Below are 18,953 nucleotides of genomic sequence, written 5' to 3'. Positions count from 1 at the left end.
TCAGAGACCGAAAGGTCTCTTTTTTATGCCCAATAATAAAATTATAATTACACAATTCATTTCAAATAAAAAACTCGAAAATGATTACCTGCACGTCACAGAATCATTTTCGAGCAATATTAATTAAAGCATATATTATTAGCTTAAATAAGTAAGGAATATAGCATTTTATTTTCATTAATATATATATTAGAAGGATCAAAGTGGTTCACACGTTCTTTTAATTGAATAAGGTCACTATGATGCTTAAGTTGAATACCAATAATGACTGTACCCGTAGTTTGAGATGTTTTCTTTAGATATTCAAATTTAGTAATATCATCTTGCGAACCTAACACGTCATTTACAAACTCTCTTAAAGCACCAGGTCTTTGAGGAAAGTTTAATATAAAATAATGTTTCATTTCTTCAAATAAAAGTGAGCGCTCTTCTATTTCTTTCATACGATTGATATCATTGTTACCACCACTGACGACACAAACGACTGTTTTACCTTTAATCTGCGTTCTATAATTTTCAAGGGCAGCTACACTTAGTGCACCTGCAGGTTCAGCTACAATAGCTTGCTTAGAATACATATCTAAGATAGTAGAACATACAGCGCCTTCATCTACTTGAACGTAATCGTCTACATTATCTTTAGCAATTTCAAATGTAATATCTCCAACTCTTGCAACTGACGCACCATCTACAAACTTATCTATATGATCTAAAGTAACGATACGTTGATTCACAACGACTGATTCATACATACTACTAGCACCAGCAGGTTCTACTCCAATAATTTGAGTAAGTGGGGAGTATGCTTTAAAATATGTGCTAATACCTGAAATTAGGCCTCCACCGCCGATAGCAGCGAATAAATAATCGAATTTCACGCCATCTTCTTTAGATTGTTCAATGATTTCTTTCGCAAGTGTACCTTGTCCAGAAATTGTATAAACATTGTTAAATGGATCAATGAAGTTCATTTCGTGTTCTTTAGTATAAGTGAGCGCTTCCTCTAAACAATGATCAAACGTATCACCAGTTAATACAACTTCGACATTGTCACTACCAAAAAATTGTACCTGGTTGATTTTTTGAAGTGGTGTGGTTACCGGCATGAAAATAACGGCTTTTAAATTTAATTTTTTAGCAGTGTAAGCCACACCTTGTGCATGATTACCTGCACTTGCGCATGTAATGCCTTTATTTTTAGCTTCATCAGATAATACTGAAATTGCATTGTAGGCACCTCTTAATTTGAACGAACGCACCCATTGAAGATCTTCTCTTTTTAAATAAACCTTGCAATCATATTTTTGAGAAAGATAGTGATCAAGTTGTAATGGTGTTTCTTTGGCGATATCTTTAAGACGTAAAAAGGCTTCATCGATATCTTGAGTTGAAACGGTCGTTTTTACTGTCATAATATTCCACACCCTTTAAAATGTTTTTTCATATTTTTCTATTAAATCTTCATATTGTAAAGTAATGGCAATATCATCAAGTCCATTTACTAATTTATTCTTCCATGTTTCATCTATTTTAAAATTAAAGGTTTGTACAGGAGATGAAACGGTTTGAGCAGGTAAATCAATGGTTACTTCTTCGAATTGAGCTAAATGTTCACGAGCTTTCTTTTCAAGAGCAATAGGTAACATTGCATTCTTAGTACAGTTCATATAAAAAATATCACTAAAACTGCCAGCAATAATAATATTAAAGCCGTAATCTTTTAATGCCCATGCAGCATGTTCACGACTAGAGCCACATCCGAAATTATCTCCTGTAATTAAAATAGATGCCCCTTTGTATTGTGGCTTATTAGGATTAAATTCTGGATTATCTGAGCCATCAGGTAAATAACGCCACTCATCAAAAGCAAATGGGCCAAAGCCTGTCTTTGAGATTCGTTTTAGGTGGACTTTAGGGATTATTTGATCTGTATCAATATTGTCATAGAAAAGGGGGACAACCTTACCTGTATATGTTGTTATAGGTTGAATATCCATTTATACGACCACCTTTCTTACATCTACAAATCTTCCATTAATAGCTACAGCAGCTGCCATTGCAGGGGAGACAAGATGTGTTCGTGCACCTTTACCTTGGCGTCCTTCAAAGTTTCGATTACTTGTTGAAGCACAATGAACACCTTCAGGAACTTGGTCAGGATTCATCCCTAAACACATTGAACATCCAGGCTCTCTCCATTCAAATCCAGCTTCTTTAAAAATAACATCGAGACCGAGAGCTTCAGCTTCTTTCTTAACTTTTCTTGAACCAGGAACAACGATAGCAGTGATATTAGGATGAACTTTATTTCCTTTAACGATACGACTTGCTTCTAATAAATCAGATAATCTTGCATTGGTACATGATCCGAGAAAAACATATCCTAATTCAATATCTTCGGCTTTTTGACCAGGTTTGAGGCCCATATAATGATATGCGCGTTCATCGTTTGAATCTTTGATTTCAGGAAATGGACTACTGAAATTGACACCCATTTCAGGATTTGTTCCCCAAGTTACTTGAGGTTCAAGGTTAGAAACATCTAATTCAATGACTTTATCAAAATGTGCATCCTCATCTGAATAAAGTGTTCTCCACCAATCAATAGATTGATTAAAGTTACTTGCATAAGGACGGCCTTTAACATATTCAAATGTAATTTCATCTGGTTGCATCATGCCATACTTTGCTCCGGCTTCAATAGCCATATTACAGATTGTCATACGTGCTTCCATAGACAAACTTTTTATTGTTTCTCCTGTAAATTCAAGGGCATATCCAGTACCAAAATCTACACCATATTGGTTAATTAAATAGAGTATAATATCTTTAGCATAAACACCTGTAGGTAATTGGCCATTAATATCTATCTTCAAATTTTTAGGTTTTGTTTGCCATAAAGTTTGAGTTGCAAAAACATGCTCAACTTCGCTTGTCCCAATACCGAACGCAATTGCACCAAATGCACCATGTGTAGCTGTATGTGAGTCACCGCATACAATTGTTTTACCTGGTTGTGTCAATCCAGTTTCCGGTCCAACCATATGAACAATACCTTGCTCATCAGATCCCATATCAAAGATGTGTACCCCAAAATCTTTAGCATTTTTCTGTAATGTCGTAATTTGTTTATTAGCAATCTCGTCTTTAATATTGAAAATATCAATAGTAGGAACGTTATGGTCTAATGTTGCGAAGGTAAGATCTGGTCTTCTAAGTTTTCGATTTTGAATTCTGAGTCCCTCAAATGCTTGAGGAGAAGTAACTTCATGTATGAGATGCAAATCTATATATAATAATTGAGGTTCACCTTCGTTTCCGTGTAGAACATGTTTATTCCATACTTTATCGAATAGTGTTAGTCCCATCATACTTCTCCTCCCTTTTATGAATATTGATTCTTTAGTAGTTTAAATATTTCTGAAGTTTTGTATTGACCACCTAAATCAGCAGTCGTTTTACCAGATTTAATTAAAGCAAAGACATGGTCTTCAAGTTCTTTGGCAGCTTTAGGTTGGTTCAAACTTTCCCTTAAACAAAGTGCTAATGACAGAATCATGCCAAATGGATTTGCAATGTCGTGATTTGCAATATCTGGCGCAGATCCATGGATGGGTTCATACAAGCGAGTTCCTTGATTACTGAAACTTGCTGAAGGTGATAATCCAAGAGAACCAGGAATCACTGATGCTTCGTCACTTAGAATATCCCCAAATAAATTTTCGGTGACGATGACATCAAATTGCGTAGGTCGAGTGATTAAATGCATACTGCAGGCATCTACTAAAAGATGATTGACTTCTACATCTGGGTAATCTGCTTTAACTTCTTCAACAGTTTGACGCCATAGTTTACTAGAAGATAAAACATTTTCTTTGTCTACAGAAGTTAATTTTTTTCTTCTATTTTGTGCTAAGTCGAAAGCGACTCTTACAATTCTTTCAATTTCCTTACGCGTATAAGTTAAAGAGTCTAAAGCAGAAGTAGCATCATAGTGACTCGGTTCACCAAAATAAATACCACTAGTTAACTCTCTAACAATAACTAAATCAGTTCCTTTGACACGTTCCTCTTTTAAAGGAGAAAGGTGACTTGTCCCCTCAGTGACAATGGTAGGACGGATATTTGCGTATAAATTTAATGATTTTCTTAATTTCAGTAACCCATGCTCTGGTCGATTGTTTGGATTAGTCCATTTCGGACCGCCTATAGCACCTAATAAGATTGCATCAGCATTTTTACATGCTTCTAATGTTTTATCAGATAGGGGAGTGCCATAGTTGTCTATGGCCGCCCCTCCAAAATGATGTTCTTCAAGTTGATATTCAAAATCATATTGTTCACTAATTAACTTGAGAAGTTCTAAAGTACCATTTAAGATTTCTGGACCAATCCCATCTCCCGGAAGTGCAACGATGTGATAACGCATTATTGAATACCTTCCTTTTCTTGATTTTCAGATACATATTTAGCATGGGCTTCAATATAAGCTTTGCATGATGCTTGTAAAATATCGTGATCGAAACCAATACCATTGACAGATTTTCCTTCGATAATTAAGCTCACATGTACTTCAGCTTGCGCATCTGTACCTTCTGTAACGGAGTCAATTCTATAATCAATGAGCTCTGTTTGACGTTTGAAAATGCGATCAACAGCATTATAAATGGCAACAATTGAACCAGTACCAATACTTGAATCTTGATAAGTTTGTCCGTTGTTATCTTTAATAACTACAACAGCACTTTGTAATCCTTTGGATACATATTGAAGTTGTAAATTCTCAAGTTGATAGATTGCATTTTGTTCATGTTCAGAACCTTGAATAATTGCGTGGATGTCACGATCTGATACTGCTTTCTTCTTATCAGCAACTTCTTTAAATTGCTTGAATAGCGCAATTTGATCTTCAGGACTAATGTCGTATCCTAGTACTTTTAATTTTTCTGCAAAAGCGTGTTTACCAGAAAGTTTACCAAGTGGTAATTCAGTAGTACTGACACCGACTAATTGAGGTGTCATGATTTCATACGTTTCACGATGTTTCAGTACACCATCTTGATGAATACCAGATTCATGACTAAACGCATTTTGTCCAACGATGGCTTTGTTTCTAGGTACTCGTATGCCCGCATAACGTGAAATAAGATCAGATGTTTTTTTCGTTTCACCAAGTTTAATTTGAGATTCTATACCATAATGATCACGTCTAACATATAGTGCTAGCGCTACCTCTTCGAGTGCAGCATTTCCTGCACGCTCACCGATACCATTGACTGTGCCTTCAATACGTCTTGCACCACCTTCAATAGCTGCTAAACTATTTGAAACCGCCATTCCTAAATCATCATGACAATGTGCACTAAATACGATTGGATTATCTGAATGAATGGATTCAGTTAATGTTTTAAAAATTTGACCATATTCAGTAGGATAGCTAAATCCTACTGTGTCTGGGATATTGATGATTGTTGCACCAGCATCCACAGCAGTTTGAACACAATCAATTAAGAAAGGAATTTCAGTTCTCGTCGCATCTTCAGGAGAGAATTGTACGACTTCGAAATATTGCTTAGCATATGATACATGTTCTTTGATAGATTCTAATACTTCCGCTTGAGTCATTTTTAATTTATGTTCTAAATGGATAGGTGAGGTAGCTATAAAGACATGAACTTGAGGTTTAGCTGCTAACTTTGTAGCTTCATATACTGCATCTATATCTGCTTTTTTACATCTAGCTAATCCACAAACAGCAGTTGTAGTTAATGCCTTTGCAATCGATTCAACAGATTTGAAACTACCTGTACTTGAAGCGGGGAATCCAGCTTCAATCACATCTACACCCCATTTTTCTAATTGCTTTGCAATTTTTAATCTTTCATCAAATGTAAAGTTGACACCTGGCGTTTGTTCTCCATCTCTAAGTGTTGTATCAAAAATTTGAATATGGTCTTCCATTTTAAAACACCTCTTGAATTTAATAATTATTTTTCAATGCTTTTAGATTTAATAAATGGCATCATTTCACGAAGCTCACGACCCACCGCTTCAATTTCATGACCATGTTGTTGTTCACGTAATTGATAGAATTCTTTAAAGCCATTTTCATTATCTTTAACAAAACGATTAGCAAAGTTACCGTTTTGGATATCTTCTAATACAGTTTTCATGTTGTTTTTAACTTCTGGAGTGATGACACGTGGTCCAGATACATAATCACCAAATTCGGCAGTATTTGAAATAGAATAGCGAACGTTTTCCATACCGCCTTCATACATTAAATCAACGATTAATTTCATTTCATGTAATACTTCGAAGTAAGCTAATTCTTTTTGATAACCAGCTTCTACTAAAGTTTCAAAACCACTTTGAATTAATTTATGGATACCACCACAAAGTACAGCTTGTTCACCGAATAAATCAGTTTCAGTTTCTTCTTTAAATGTTGTTTCAATAACACCAGCACGTGTAGCACCAATACCTTTGGCATAGCTTAAAGCGATGTCACGTGCATTTCCAGTAGCATCTTGTTGAACACCAAATAATGAAGGTACTGCACTGCCTTCAACGAATGTACGTCTAACAAGATGGCCTGGTCCTTTAGGAGCTACTAAAAATACATCTACATCAGCAGGAGGTTGAATAACACCAAAGTGAATGTTAAAACCGTGGGCGAAAGCTAGTGCATTACCTGCTTCTAAGTTAGGTGCAATTTCGTTTTTGTATACGTTACCTTGGATTTCATCTGGTAATAAAACCATAACGACATCTGCTTGTTTTGTAGCTTCACTTACTGGATACACATCGAAACCATCTTTTTTAGCTTTATCGTATGAGTGTCCAGGACGGATACCGATGATGACATCATAGCCACTATCTTTTAAGTTTTGCGCGTGGGCATGTCCTTGTGAGCCATATCCGATTACTGCAATTTTTTTACCTTGTAATGCGTCTTTAGTTACAGATCCATCATAATAAACTTTTGTCATAGTAAATTCCTCCAATTACTTCATATAAATTCAAAATTTTCAAAATATTTATATTGTAAAAATGAGTAAGATGTTAGTTATGTTTAAATATTCAACTTTTTACAACACTAGCGCATCAAATCATTTTTTATATACTTGTAACACTTAATACATTAATTTGTTGTTCTAATTTCTTTAAAAGAATATTGAAAGCAGTGTCATCGTCAATATTGACCTTAAGTTCCATATTGGAAATACCATCTTGTTCTGAGCGTTTAACATGTAATTCATCAATGTTACATTGTAATCTGACAAATGCGCTTGTAATACGATTTAATGTGCTAACTTGATCAGCGACAACGAATTGAATTGTGCGTTTCATTATAATCCCTCCATCTCATTGTTCGATTTACCGCTTGGCACCATCGGAGTAACAGGTTCAACAGGGGAGATACGCACTTCAATCAATGCTGGTCCTTCATGAGCAAATGCTGCGTCAATTTGAGACTCGAGCTTGTCAGGTGTATCAATTAAGTATCCATTGATGCCATATGCTTCAGCCATTTTCATAAAATCGGGTTGATCATTAAATACGGAATGTGAGAAACGTTGATTAAAGAATTTATCTTGCCATTGTTTAACCATACCTAAAGTGCCGTTATTAATTAAAACGATTTTTACATTTAAATGATATTCAGGTAATAATGCCATCTCTTGATTAGTCATTTGGAAACCGCCGTCACCAACAAAGCAAACCACTGTTTTATCTGGTTCAGCGAGTTGTGCACCAATGGCTGAAGGTATGCCAAATCCCATTGTTCCTAAACCACCGCTAGTGACCCATTGTCCATGATTTTTAAATGGATAGAATTGTGCTGCCCACATTTGATGTTGTCCTACGTCTGTAGTAACGATGGCCTCTCCGTGAGTAATCTTTCCAATATATTCAATGGCTTTTTGAGGTTTACTGAACGTAGAATCGTCGTCGTCATATTTAAATGGATGTTTCTGCTTATTGGCTTTACAGTATTGAATCCATTGTTCATGTGGGGCTGTTGAGACATTTTCAGAGAACAAAGCTTCTAAAACGCGTTTACAATCAGCGACAATACCTAAATCTGTATCAATGACTTTATTGATTTCAGAAGGGTCAATATCTACGTGCACAATCTTAGCATTAGGTGCGAATGCATCAGGTTTACTAGCAAGACGGTCATCAAATCTACTACCTAAGTTAATGAGTAAATCACATTCTGTGAGAGCCATATTACTTGCATATGAACCATGCATACCACCCATACCTAGGAATAGGGGATGTTCGTACGGGATAGCTCCTAAACCTAAAAGTGTCGTGACGGTTGGAATTTGGTGTTTAGTGACAAATTCTGTTAAGAGTTGATTAGATTTAGAATGATTAATACCTGCACCGGCGAGAATGACAGGTCTTTCTGCTTCCTTAATATAAGAAACTAATGTTTGAATATCTTCAGCTTCTGGCTCGCTCTTTACATCATATCCTGGCAAATTGATTTCATTGGATAGTCCTACGTTAGTTGATAAAATACCCATATCTTTTGGGAAATCGATCACTACTGGACCTTTTCTTCCTGAATTGGCCACATGAAAGGCTTCATGTACGATTCTAGGTATATCTTCAACATTTTTGACTTGATAATTTTGCTTAGTAATCGGAGTAGTCATTGAAAGTAGATCAGCTTCTTGGAATGCATCTTTGCCAATTCCAGGTGTCGCAACTTGACCAGTAAAGACTACTAAAGGTAACGAGTCACTATGAGCATCAGTGATACCTGTAATAGCATTTGTAGCTCCAGGACCACTGGTTACTACAACGACGCCTGTCTTACCCGAAACACGTGCGTATCCTTCAGCTGCATGCGTCGCACCTTGCTCGTGTCTAGCTAAAATATGTTTAATTTGACCATCATAGAATGTATCATACAGCGGTAACACTGCACCGCCCGGATAACCGAAAATGAAATCCACATCTTCGTGTTGTAATGCTTCGACCAAAAGTTTAGAACCACTTCGCATTTGATTCACTGTTTGCGATTTTAAATATTCAGGTTCTGTAGATTTAGAAACTTTTAAAGTGTCAGTTGCATCTGTGTCTAATGTAGTAAATGAGGGACTTTCTTTTTGATTAGACATTTTTATCATCTCCAATTTAAATAAGGTTTTCTGGGACTTGCATAATTCCACCTGTGTTAGCACTTGTGACTAACGCAGTGTATCTTGCAAGGTAACCTGTTTTAACTTTAGCTTTAAACGGTTTGAGTTCTTCACGACGACGATAGAGTTCTTCTTGTGGTTGATCGACATCTAACTTTCTATTTATTAAATCTATCGTGATTTTGTCTCCATCTTTGATTAAGCCGATTGGGCCTCCAGAAGCGGCTTCTGGCGAAATATGTCCAACTGCAATACCTCTCGTTGCACCAGAAAATCTACCATCAGTAATAAGCGCCACATCTTTACCTAATCCTCTTCCAACAATTGATGAAGTAGGGGCTAACATTTCTGGCATACCAGGGCCGCCTTTAGGACCTTCGTATCTAATGACAACCACATGGCCTGCACGGACAGTATGATTATCAATAGCTTCAACGGCTTCATCATGTGAATTAAAACAAATTGCTTTACCTTTAAATACTTTAATAGAAGGATCTACACCGCCTACTTTAATCACTGCCCCTTTAGGCGCTATATTACCAAAGAGAATTGAAAGGCCACCTTGATGGTCGTATGGTTGATCTAAAGGATGAATGACATCGAAATTTTTAATTTCTTTACCTTCATTGTTCTCTCTTAACGTTTTACCAGTTACTGTTAATCGATCAGGATGTAATGTACCATCTTTCTTCATTAATTCATTGATAATGGCTGGTACACCACCAGCTTGGTGTACATCATGCATAGAATAAGATGAGCTAGGCGCAATTTTTGATAAGTAAGGTGTTCTTTTAGCAATTTCATTAATACGTTCTAAGTCATAATCCACACCAGCTTCATTGGCGATTGCTAATGTATGTAACACTGTATTTGTTGAACCACCCATAGCCATATCTAATGCGAAGGCATCATCAATCGCTTCACGTGTCACGATGTCTCTTGGTTTGATATCGTTTTTAATATTTTCAACTAAACGAAAGGCTGCTTGACGAATCATTTCACGGCGTTGGTCACTCACTGCTAAAGCTGTACCGTTATATGGAAGGGCAAGTCCTAAAACTTCCATTAAACAATTCATTGAATTTGCGGTGAACATCCCTGCACAGGAACCACAAGTAGGGCAAGCGTTCTGTTCCATATCTAGAAACTCTTCTTTAGAAATTGAACCTTCTTTGAAAGCACCAACCGCCTCAAACATTGATGATAAAGTGAGGGCCTTACCTTGAGCAGATAATCCTGCTTTCATAGGGCCGCCTGAACAAAAGATTGCAGGTACATTTGTACGAACAGCTGCTAGAATCATGCCAGGCGTTATTTTGTCGCAATTTGGAATATAAAATACGCCATCGAACCAGTGGGCATTAATCACAGTTTCGGCTGCATCTGCAATAATTTCTCTAGAAGGTAATGAGTACCTCATTCCGATGTGTCCCATCGCGATGCCGTCATCTACACCAATTGTGTTAAATTCGAATGGGATAGCACCTGCTTCACGAATTGCTTCTTTAGCGATATCAGCAAGTTCTCTAAGATGAACATGTCCTGGCACGATATCTATGTAGGAATTACAAATTGCCACAAAAGGTTTATTCATATCTGTAGGTTGATGAAGTGCGCCCGTAGCGTGTAAAAGACTTCTTGCTGGAGCTTGGTGATCTCCTTTTTTGATCATATCGCTTCGCATTTTTGATTCCCCCGTATTTGTATTAAGAAAATAAAAAACGCCCCAATGATTATTGGGACGTTTGTAAGTCCCATTCAACTAGAAATAGGACTTAAACATTTAGTAGGTCATACTAACTAAAGTTCGAGTCCTTACGAGTATAATAAAATGATAATAGCATTTGTAGTTGTCGGTTGATTGAGCGTAGTATGATAAGTCATTTTATTATACTCCTTTCGATGAATGGTTAATTATTCTTAATAGTTTGAATTGTTTTAAAATTTGATAAACCCAATTTACTACATGAGGTGAATCGTGTCAATAATAATTTAGAATTTTCTAACAATTTATTTTTGATTACGACTTAGAATTTTCACAAAGAAATTTATAATAAAATTTGTTACAATAAATGAGTTAACATGGACGTATTAATAATAAATGAGAGATACAAAATTAAAGATAAAAGATTACAAAACATATCATTAAAAATAGGAGAATGAATGTTGATTACGATACACAATTTGGATGAGATGAAACAATTTGCTGAACTTCTAGTTAAAAATGTAAAAGCTGGAGATATCATTTTATTAAATGGAAACTTAGGTGCAGGTAAAACGACATTAACTCAATTTATTGGGAAAGCATTAGGTGTTAAACGAACAATTAATTCACCAACGTTTAATATTATAAAATCGTATAAAGGTGATGAATTAAAGTTACACCATATGGATTGTTATCGCTTAGAAGACCAAGAAGAAGACTTAGGCTTTGAAGAATATTTTGAAGATCAAGCAATAACTGTTATAGAGTGGAGTCAATTTATCAAAGATTTACTGCCACCACAACATCTTATCATTAATATTAAAGTCAAAAATGAAAATGAACGTGTGTTAACAATTGAATCTCATGGAGACCATTACGACATGATGAAGGAGGTGTTGGTAAATGAATTATCTACTCATTGATACATCTAATCAGCCCCTATCAGTAGCATTAATGCAGGATAATCAAGTCATCGCAGAGAAGACGACCAACATTAAACAAAATCATTCAGTTCAATTGATGCCTGAAATTCAAAAATTATTTGAACAATCTCAGATTGATAAACAAGATATTACGGATATTGTTGTGGCAGAAGGGCCAGGTTCTTATACAGGTTTAAGAATTGGAGTAACTGTAGCTAAAACACTTGCTTATGCGTTACAAACACACTTATATGGTGTGTCTTCATTAAAAGCACTTGCTGCTACTGTTAAAGATGATGATAGGTTATTGGTTCCTATTTTCGATGCGCGTAGAGAAGCAGTGTATACAGGTGTTTATCAGAATGTTGATGGAAAGCTTGAAACGGTCATTGAAGAGGGCTATTTACCAATAAGTGAACTTAAAGATAAACTACACGCATTGAATCAAGATTATGTATATGTAGGATTCAATATTGAGAACATTGCGCACCTATTAGATAGTGAAGTTATTGAGAATTTACCAAGTGCAGCAGTCATGAAATCGCTCATTCAAGAACCTGAAGATATTCATACATTTGCACCTAAATATCATAAATTATCAGAGGCGGAACGAAATTGGTTAAACCAACAGAAGAGCAATTAAATATTAGGAAAATGAGCGTAGAGGATGTACCTCAAGTCTTTGATATAGAACGGGAAAGTTTCAATGACAGTTCATGGACAATTGATGCGTTTTATCATGAGATTGAACACAATCAATTTGCAAATTATTTCGTGATTGAATATGATGATAAGATTATAGGTTACCTAGGTTTATGGATCGTGATTGATCAAGCGCAAATTACTACTGTTGCGATTAAAGAGCAATTTAGAGGATATGGACTAGGGCAGTTATTATTAAAATATGTTAAAAACTATGCTAGCCATACGTGCGAAGTGATGAGCTTAGAAGTACGTTTAGATAATGAAGTCGCACAACATGTATATAAAAATTTAGGTTTTCAATATGGTGGAAAAAGAAAAAATTATTACGGTGAAGGTGAGGATGCGTTAGTGATGTGGGTGAACTTAAAATGACTCAAGAAACATTAATTCTAGCAATAGAAACAAGTTGCGATGAAACTAGTGTAAGTGTGATTAAGAACGGTACTGAAATACTTTCTAATACAGTACTGAGCCAAATTGATAGTCATAAACGATTCGGTGGTGTCGTTCCTGAAGTTGCAAGTCGACACCATGTTGAAGGCATGACAGCGACAATTGAAGAATCATTAACGACAGCCAATATGACTATGGAAGACATTGACGCGGTTGCTGTTACGCAAGGTCCAGGGTTAATCGGGGCATTACTGATAGGAATTAACGCAGCGAAAGCGCTCGCGTTTGCTTATGATAAGCCTATTATTCCTGTACATCATATCGCTGGACACATTTATGCCAATCATTTAGAACAGCCACTTACATTTCCTTTAATGGCGCTTATCGTTTCTGGCGGACATACAGAATTAGTTTATATGAAAGATCATTTAAACTTTGAAGTTATAGGTGAAACAAGAGATGATGCGGTCGGTGAAGCATACGATAAGGTAGCACGAACAATCGATTTACCTTATCCAGGCGGTCCACAAATCGATCAGCTAGCTGCGAAAGGTAAGGATACATATAACTTTCCTAGGGTTTGGTTGGAAAAGGACAGCTATGACTTTAGCTTTAGCGGACTAAAAAGTGCAGTTATTAATAAATTGCATAATCTACGCCAAAAAAATGAAGAAATCGTAGCCGAAAATGTTGCGACGAGTTTTCAAAACAGTGTAGTTGAAGTATTAACGTATAAAGCGATGCATGCATGTCAAGCATATGGTGTTCAACGTCTTATCGTTGCTGGAGGAGTTGCAAGTAATAAAGGATTAAGAGCCTCACTTAAAACTGCATGTGAGAATGAGGGGATTACGCTTACGATTCCTAGTCCATCTTTATGTACAGATAATGCGGCTATGATTGGTTCAGCTGGACATTATTTATATCAAGCAGGCTTACGTGGCGATTTAGCGCTTAACGGTGAAAATAATATCGATATCGAAGATTTTTCAATTGAATAAGTAAATGAGAAAGCTCCATTCAACGTATAACATGAAACTGTAGTCATACGTTGAATGGAGCTTTTAATATAGATAGAAAGTTTATTAGGATAATGTAGTTATTCTTTAACTTGTTCTTTAGCACGTTCATAAATAGCATTAGGAAATTGTGTGATTCTAAGTAATTCAATAGCATTACGTGTATTGGCTTTGCCGGGTTTAATTTTATAATCAAAGTAAATTTCATTATTGTTAATAGATTCATTGAAGTGATAATTGTGATAATCCCTTTCCAATAATGACGATAATTCAATGTCATGTGTCGCAGCTACAACTTGATAGTTAGGTAATGCATTCAAATAGCTGAGTACAGATTCTGAAGCAGCAATACGTTCTGTCGTATTTGTACCTTTAAAGATTTCGTCTATGAAACAGTAAACTGTACCTTGTGTATCAATATTAAATAGACGTCTGATGGACTTCAATTCAGCCATAAAGTAACTATCGCCTGATAATACGTCATCAGCGTTGGCCATAGAAGTATAAACATAGCCAGGTTTGCATTTAAACGTATCAGCTGTTGCAGTACGAAGGGATTGCGACATAATGATATTTAACGCTACGGCTTTCATAAATGTTGATTTTCCTGAAGCATTGGAACCAGTGAGCAGTATGTGATTGTCGAGATTTAAATCATTAGGTACCGCTACATCTTCGTCAATTAATGGATGTATTAAATTTTGAAAATGCACACCATCAACTGACTCATCTATAACTGGTTCACAGTAATAAGATAATGTACGTCTATACATGGCAAGAGAATAGTGATTATCAAGCGTACTTATATAGTCATAACATTTCATTACTTCATCCTGATATTTGAAATAACTATGTTGAATAAGATGAAACAGTACGTAATCAATCATAAAAATTAATTTTACAAAGAGAATTGAACTGGTTACAAAATCAGGTGATTCTATCTTAGCTAGAAATCCACTAAACCTACGAGACGTCTTAAAATGATTAAAATTAACATCTAGTTCAGGTGTGCCCTCTAATTTACTCAATGCAAGACATTGCTTGATGACATTCGCAGTATAGAAGATCGACTTTAAGTCTTGATCATAGGTCTTCTTAAGATTCATCGATAACGATACATTTAAGATTAAAGCACCGATGAATAAAAACAGGCCTGACCCAGGTGAAATAAACATTATCGGCAAAGTAACGATAGGTAATAATGGACAAAACATTAATAAATTATTTCGAGAAATAGGACTTAATTGGTCTGGAAATAACGGATAAACATTTTTTCCTATTTTAGAAAGTATGTAAGATACATTTAAACGGAATGATTTATCATCATTGTAGCGTTGTATGAGTGATTGATCCTCTATTTTAAACATACCTCTTAAAGTGGCATATAATTTCATTTCTCCTATAGCAGTAAAATTAAAGTTGATTTTATGAAATAATGCGCTCAAATTTAAATCGGACCAAGTTTTATCATCGATAAGTGGATGTTTCTTTTCAAATTCGTCTTTATACGTTTGATACTGAGCATCAAATCGTGAGTTAGGACGTATAAACGATTCTAATTTTGATTTATTATCCCAAAGTGTATTAATTTTAGTGATAAGTTTGCGTCTTTCTATTATAGATACAACTATATTTACGATTGCTACAAGTAAAATAAATATGAGAATGATGAGTGCTAAAGTTAAGTTGTTAGTCATAGAATTCTCCCTTATGTATTTATATTTAAATTATTCCATAAATAAATTTTAGACACAAACCTTCTTACTGAAATAAAAATGTCAATAGGGAACGTGCGTACTTATCAACAAAATGTGCGTAACTTGTGGATAAACACTGTTAAAAAGTGTGGATATAGGGGTGAATAACTCGAATAATTTGAAGCAAAAGTGTTAATTTACCTGTGGATAACTAGGATAACTCTGTGGATAGCCATCATATCCACGATAAACGGTGTGAATAATATTTGTGTAATAACATACTAAAAGACACTAAAAAGTAAGAAATTCTACTTCTCAGTGCCTTCGATGATGTTAGTGATTTATAATTTTTCTTGTAATTCTTCCCATTTAAACATCACTTGTTCTAATTTTTGTTCGGTTTCATTTTTTTCTTCAGCTAATTCAGCAGCTTTAATAGGATCATTAAATACTTCCGGCTGCGTCAATTGCTCTTCAATATAAGAAATATGTGTTTCATACGCTTCAATTTTAGCTTCACATTGTTCAATTTGACGTTCTATTTTTCTTTGATCTCGCTTTTGTTGTTTTTGGTTCATATATGAGGAAGGTTTTGTTGTGCTATCATTCTTCACATTTTCAGCATCTTTTTTTAACTCTTGTTGTGCTTTTAATGCTGCAGCTTCTTCAGTTTTTTCAATGTAATATTGATAATCACCGAGATACATTTGTCCACCTTGATAATTGAGGTCAAATACTTTATTTGCAAGTTGATTAATAAAATATCGATCATGTGAGACGAAGATAATTGTTCCTTCAAAATGTTTTAATGCTTGTTCTAACATTTCTTTAGAATCGATATCTAAGTGGTTGGTCGGTTCGTCGAGAATTAAGACATTATCTCTTTGTAGCATTAATAAAGCTAACTGCAAACGTGCTTTTTCGCCACCGGATAAATCATTAATAATTTTCTTCACATCTTCTTGAACAAATAAGAAGCGACCTAGAACAGCTCGCACATCTTTTTCATTCATCGTAGGATATTGATCCCAGACATAATCTAAAATTGTTTTATTCGATTTAAATTCTGCTTGTTTCTGATCATAATAACCAATTTGAAGATTTGCACCAAAGGTGATACTACCGCCAAGATTGTCTTGTTTTTGGGCAATTGTTTTAATTAGCGTAGTCTTTCCAACACCATTAGGACCAATCACAGCTATATGATCGCCTTTAGAAACTTCAATATTAATGGGTTCAGTAATAGGAGCGTCATAACCAATTTTTAAATTTTTGATGTGCATGACATCATTTCCGGTATTTCTTTCAAAACCAAATTGTATATTCGCACTTCTTGCATCAATCATTGGTTTATCTATGCGTTCCATTTTTTCTAATGTTTTGCGACGACTCTTTGCCATACCACTGGTAGATGCGCGGGTAATATTTTTCTCTACGAATGTTTCTAAACGCTTAATTTCTTCTTGTTGTTTTTCGTATTCTTGCATACGCTTCTCATAATATTGATCGCGTTGTTCAATAAATTGTTCATAATTACCTACATAACGTTTCACATCTCCAAGTGCGACGTCATAAATTTGAGTGACGATTTTATCTAAGAAATATCTATCATGACTGATAATTACGATGGCGCCTTTAAAATATTTTAAGTAGTCCTCTAACCATTTTGTAGTTTCTAAATCTAAATGGTTGGTTGGTTCATCAAGTAAGAGTAGGTCAGGCTCGTTTAACAACATTTGTGCAAGCGAGAGGCGTGTTTTTTGACCACCACTAAAATCATTAATAGGTTTATCAAAATCATTCTCAGTAAAGTTTAAGCCATGAAGTACGGTTTTAATTTTACTTTCATATTGATAACCTTCCAGTTGTTCAAAACGATTCGTAAGCGATTCATAACGTTCCATATGTTCTTGATATGTTTCTGATTCGTATTCATGTGTATGTTGTGCAAGCCAATCAGTTTCTTCCTTAATTAGACTTTCCATATTTTTGATATGTTCAAATGGTTTTGACATCTCTTCGAAAACGGTAGCCGATGAATTAAGTGTCATTTGTTGGGTAAGATAACCTAATTTTAAATTCTTTATCTTAGAAATATGACCACTATCATAACTTTCAACGCCAGCGATAATCTTCATAAGTGTAGACTTTCCAGCACCATTTCTACCTACAACACCGATTCTCTCACCGGTTTTAACTTCAAAGTCTACATCAGTAAATATATCTTCACCATCGAACGATTTAGAGATGTCATTAAGTTGTAAAAGTATCATTCGATTCTCACCTTTCTAATTCAATTAAATAGTTATAGACTATACATAAACAATAAGATTTCAAATTTTTTAATTTTGTTCGAATTTTTAATTGTTAAACTTTATTATTCTCCAAAATAAAATTCGCTTGCCAACAGAGACCTAATGATTAAGCTTATAATTAACTCAATTATCTTTATTTTACAGCATTCCCGCATCACATGAAACTGGGATATTTATTTTTAAAAATCAATAATGTATAATATTTAAGTATTCATTGTAGGCAATTATTTGTATATTTAAACGCCTTACAACTTGCACGTTAAAATGTTTGAATACATAAATATATTTCATTCAAACTTTAAGGGGGACCTATGATATGCCAGAACACACTAAAATTCCTCGTGCTACATTAAAGCGTTTACCTTTGTACTATAGATTTGTAAGTACATTAAAATCTAAGGGTATTGACCGTGTGAATTCCAAAGCAATTAGTGAAGCTTTACAAATAGATTCAGCAACAATACGTCGTGATTTTTCATATTTTGGTGAACTAGGTAAAAAGGGATATGGTTATAACGTTGATAGTATGCTTGAGTTTTTTAAATCAGAGATTAGTGAAAGTGACGAAATCAAAATTGCGATTGTAGGCGTAGGTAACTTAGGCCGTGCATTACTTACGTATAATTTCTCAATTCATGATGAAATGACAATTACTGAAGCGTTTGATATTAAAGAAGATGTAATTGGAGAACAAGTTGGTAAAGTTGTAGTTAAACATAATAATGAGATTCAATCTAGATTAGCAGCTGAAGATATCGATGTCGTTATTTTAACTACGCCTGAAAATGTAGCACAACAAGTTACTGATCAACTTGTAGAAGCGGGCGTCAAAGGGATACTTAACTTCACTCCAAGTCGAATCAAGACACCACAACATGTACAAGTTCATCACATCGATTTAGGTATCGAACTACAATCATTATTATTCTTTATGAAAAATTACAGTAATGGCAATTAATACATTGATAAGCATCCGTTAAAGGGTGCTTTTTTGTTATGAAAAAAATGATATAGTATACATAATCATATAAAGGG

The 18,953-nt window shown here is 34.9% G+C and carries 16 protein-coding genes; 5 read left to right on the top strand and 11 right to left on the bottom strand.

Going from position 1 to position 18,953, the window contains the following annotated elements:
* Positions 1-143: 143 nt before the first annotated feature.
* From ilvA to ilvD, 9 genes are all read right to left on the bottom strand, one after another.
* Positions 144-1,412, bottom strand: a complete 1,269-nt coding sequence (gene ilvA / locus HMPREF2580_RS03940) for a threonine ammonia-lyase IlvA (RefSeq protein WP_070830543.1) — start codon at positions 1,410-1,412, stop codon at positions 144-146.
* Between the two features lie 15 nt (positions 1,413-1,427).
* The gene (leuD, locus tag HMPREF2580_RS03935; protein WP_070830541.1) at positions 1,428-1,997 is read right to left on the bottom strand and encodes a 3-isopropylmalate dehydratase small subunit; all 570 of its coding nucleotides are present in this window, start codon (positions 1,995-1,997) and stop codon (positions 1,428-1,430) included.
* A complete protein-coding gene (gene leuC / locus HMPREF2580_RS03930) occupies positions 1,998-3,368 on the bottom strand; it encodes a 3-isopropylmalate dehydratase large subunit (RefSeq protein WP_070830539.1) in 1,371 nt (456 codons plus the stop codon).
* A gap of 17 nt (positions 3,369-3,385) precedes the next feature.
* Positions 3,386-4,429: a 3-isopropylmalate dehydrogenase gene (leuB, locus tag HMPREF2580_RS03925; protein WP_070830537.1), complete on the bottom strand. Its 1,044-nt coding sequence runs from the start codon at positions 4,427-4,429 to the stop codon at positions 3,386-3,388.
* Positions 4,429-5,961 carry a 2-isopropylmalate synthase gene (locus HMPREF2580_RS03920; protein ID WP_070830535.1) on the bottom strand — a complete coding sequence of 511 codons (1,533 nt, stop codon included), beginning with the start codon at positions 5,959-5,961 and terminating at the stop codon, positions 4,429-4,431. The genes leuB and HMPREF2580_RS03920 overlap by 1 nt, the downstream gene beginning before the upstream one ends.
* 26 nt (positions 5,962-5,987) lie before the next feature.
* Positions 5,988-6,992 carry a ketol-acid reductoisomerase gene (gene ilvC / locus HMPREF2580_RS03915; protein ID WP_002445299.1) on the bottom strand — a complete coding sequence of 335 codons (1,005 nt, stop codon included), beginning with the start codon at positions 6,990-6,992 and terminating at the stop codon, positions 5,988-5,990.
* A 127-nt stretch (positions 6,993-7,119) separates the two neighbouring features.
* The gene (locus HMPREF2580_RS03910; RefSeq protein WP_070830533.1) at positions 7,120-7,353 is read right to left on the bottom strand and encodes an ACT domain-containing protein; all 234 of its coding nucleotides are present in this window, start codon (positions 7,351-7,353) and stop codon (positions 7,120-7,122) included.
* The gene (gene ilvB, locus HMPREF2580_RS03905; protein ID WP_070830531.1) at positions 7,353-9,140 is read right to left on the bottom strand and encodes a biosynthetic-type acetolactate synthase large subunit; all 1,788 of its coding nucleotides are present in this window, start codon (positions 9,138-9,140) and stop codon (positions 7,353-7,355) included. The genes HMPREF2580_RS03910 and ilvB overlap by 1 nt, the downstream gene beginning before the upstream one ends.
* Positions 9,141-9,156: 16 nt before the next feature.
* Positions 9,157-10,845, bottom strand: coding sequence for a dihydroxy-acid dehydratase (gene ilvD, locus HMPREF2580_RS03900; RefSeq protein ID WP_070830529.1), 1,689 nt, complete (start codon positions 10,843-10,845; stop codon positions 9,157-9,159).
* 482 nt (positions 10,846-11,327) lie between these two features.
* Here ilvD and tsaE point away from each other — a divergent pair, with 482 nt between their 5' ends.
* Genes tsaE through tsaD form a run of 4 tightly spaced genes read left to right on the top strand, consistent with a single transcriptional unit; the run spans position 11,328 to position 13,888 of the window.
* Positions 11,328-11,789, top strand: a complete 462-nt coding sequence (tsaE, locus tag HMPREF2580_RS03895; RefSeq protein ID WP_176747464.1) for a tRNA (adenosine(37)-N6)-threonylcarbamoyltransferase complex ATPase subunit type 1 TsaE — start codon at positions 11,328-11,330, stop codon at positions 11,787-11,789.
* Positions 11,770-12,432 carry a tRNA (adenosine(37)-N6)-threonylcarbamoyltransferase complex dimerization subunit type 1 TsaB gene (tsaB, locus tag HMPREF2580_RS03890; RefSeq protein WP_070830527.1) on the top strand — a complete coding sequence of 221 codons (663 nt, stop codon included), beginning with the start codon at positions 11,770-11,772 and terminating at the stop codon, positions 12,430-12,432. The genes tsaE and tsaB overlap by 20 nt, the downstream gene beginning before the upstream one ends.
* Positions 12,405-12,866 carry a ribosomal protein S18-alanine N-acetyltransferase gene (gene rimI / locus HMPREF2580_RS03885; protein WP_070830526.1) on the top strand — a complete coding sequence of 154 codons (462 nt, stop codon included), beginning with the start codon at positions 12,405-12,407 and terminating at the stop codon, positions 12,864-12,866. Before tsaB ends, rimI begins: the two co-directional genes overlap by 28 nt.
* Positions 12,863-13,888, top strand: a complete 1,026-nt coding sequence (gene tsaD, locus HMPREF2580_RS03880; protein WP_070830525.1) for a tRNA (adenosine(37)-N6)-threonylcarbamoyltransferase complex transferase subunit TsaD — start codon at positions 12,863-12,865, stop codon at positions 13,886-13,888. Before rimI ends, tsaD begins: the two co-directional genes overlap by 4 nt.
* A gap of 98 nt (positions 13,889-13,986) precedes the next feature.
* Here tsaD and HMPREF2580_RS03875 read toward each other — a convergent pair whose 3' ends face one another.
* The gene (locus HMPREF2580_RS03875; protein WP_070830524.1) at positions 13,987-15,603 is read right to left on the bottom strand and encodes a MutS-related protein; all 1,617 of its coding nucleotides are present in this window, start codon (positions 15,601-15,603) and stop codon (positions 13,987-13,989) included.
* 341 nt (positions 15,604-15,944) lie between these two features.
* Positions 15,945-17,876 carry an ABC-F family ATP-binding cassette domain-containing protein gene (locus HMPREF2580_RS03870; protein ID WP_070830523.1) on the bottom strand — a complete coding sequence of 644 codons (1,932 nt, stop codon included), beginning with the start codon at positions 17,874-17,876 and terminating at the stop codon, positions 15,945-15,947.
* Positions 17,877-18,234: 358 nt separating this feature from the next.
* On the opposite strand from HMPREF2580_RS03870, the gene HMPREF2580_RS03865 reads away from it, so the two are divergent.
* A complete protein-coding gene (locus tag HMPREF2580_RS03865; protein WP_044466877.1) occupies positions 18,235-18,876 on the top strand; it encodes a redox-sensing transcriptional repressor Rex in 642 nt (213 codons plus the stop codon).
* Positions 18,877-18,953: the final 77 nt, after the last annotated feature.

This window comes from Staphylococcus sp. HMSC036D05, from assembly GCF_001836225.1.
Classification (GTDB): domain Bacteria; phylum Bacillota; class Bacilli; order Staphylococcales; family Staphylococcaceae; genus Staphylococcus; species Staphylococcus caprae.
Note: the sequence above shows the minus strand (reverse complement) of the source record. Positions and strands in the feature narration are given on the sequence as shown.

What these genes read in the sequence shown, in the direction of transcription:
- ilvA (WP_070830543.1), bottom strand. Translation starts at nt 1,412, where the DNA reads ATGACAGTAAAAACGACCGTTTCAACTCAAGATATCGATGAAGCCTTT.
- leuD (WP_070830541.1), bottom strand. Translation starts at nt 1,997, where the DNA reads ATGGATATTCAACCTATAACAACATATACAGGTAAGGTTGTCCCCCTT.
- leuC (WP_070830539.1), bottom strand. Translation starts at nt 3,368, where the DNA reads ATGGGACTAACACTATTCGATAAAGTATGGAATAAACATGTTCTACAC.
- leuB (WP_070830537.1), bottom strand. Translation starts at nt 4,429, where the DNA reads ATGCGTTATCACATCGTTGCACTTCCGGGAGATGGGATTGGTCCAGAA.
- HMPREF2580_RS03920 (WP_070830535.1), bottom strand. Translation starts at nt 5,961, where the DNA reads ATGGAAGACCATATTCAAATTTTTGATACAACACTTAGAGATGGAGAA.
- ilvC (WP_002445299.1), bottom strand. Translation starts at nt 6,992, where the DNA reads ATGACAAAAGTTTATTATGATGGATCTGTAACTAAAGACGCATTACAA.
- HMPREF2580_RS03910 (WP_070830533.1), bottom strand. Translation starts at nt 7,353, where the DNA reads ATGAAACGCACAATTCAATTCGTTGTCGCTGATCAAGTTAGCACATTA.
- ilvB (WP_070830531.1), bottom strand. Translation starts at nt 9,140, where the DNA reads ATGTCTAATCAAAAAGAAAGTCCCTCATTTACTACATTAGACACAGAT.
- ilvD (WP_070830529.1), bottom strand. Translation starts at nt 10,845, where the DNA reads ATGCGAAGCGATATGATCAAAAAAGGAGATCACCAAGCTCCAGCAAGA.
- tsaB (WP_070830527.1), top strand. Translation starts at nt 11,770, where the DNA reads ATGAATTATCTACTCATTGATACATCTAATCAGCCCCTATCAGTAGCA.
- tsaD (WP_070830525.1), top strand. Translation starts at nt 12,863, where the DNA reads ATGACTCAAGAAACATTAATTCTAGCAATAGAAACAAGTTGCGATGAA.
- HMPREF2580_RS03875 (WP_070830524.1), bottom strand. Translation starts at nt 15,603, where the DNA reads ATGACTAACAACTTAACTTTAGCACTCATCATTCTCATATTTATTTTA.
- HMPREF2580_RS03870 (WP_070830523.1), bottom strand. Translation starts at nt 17,876, where the DNA reads ATGATACTTTTACAACTTAATGACATCTCTAAATCGTTCGATGGTGAA.
- HMPREF2580_RS03865 (WP_044466877.1), top strand. Translation starts at nt 18,235, where the DNA reads ATGCCAGAACACACTAAAATTCCTCGTGCTACATTAAAGCGTTTACCT.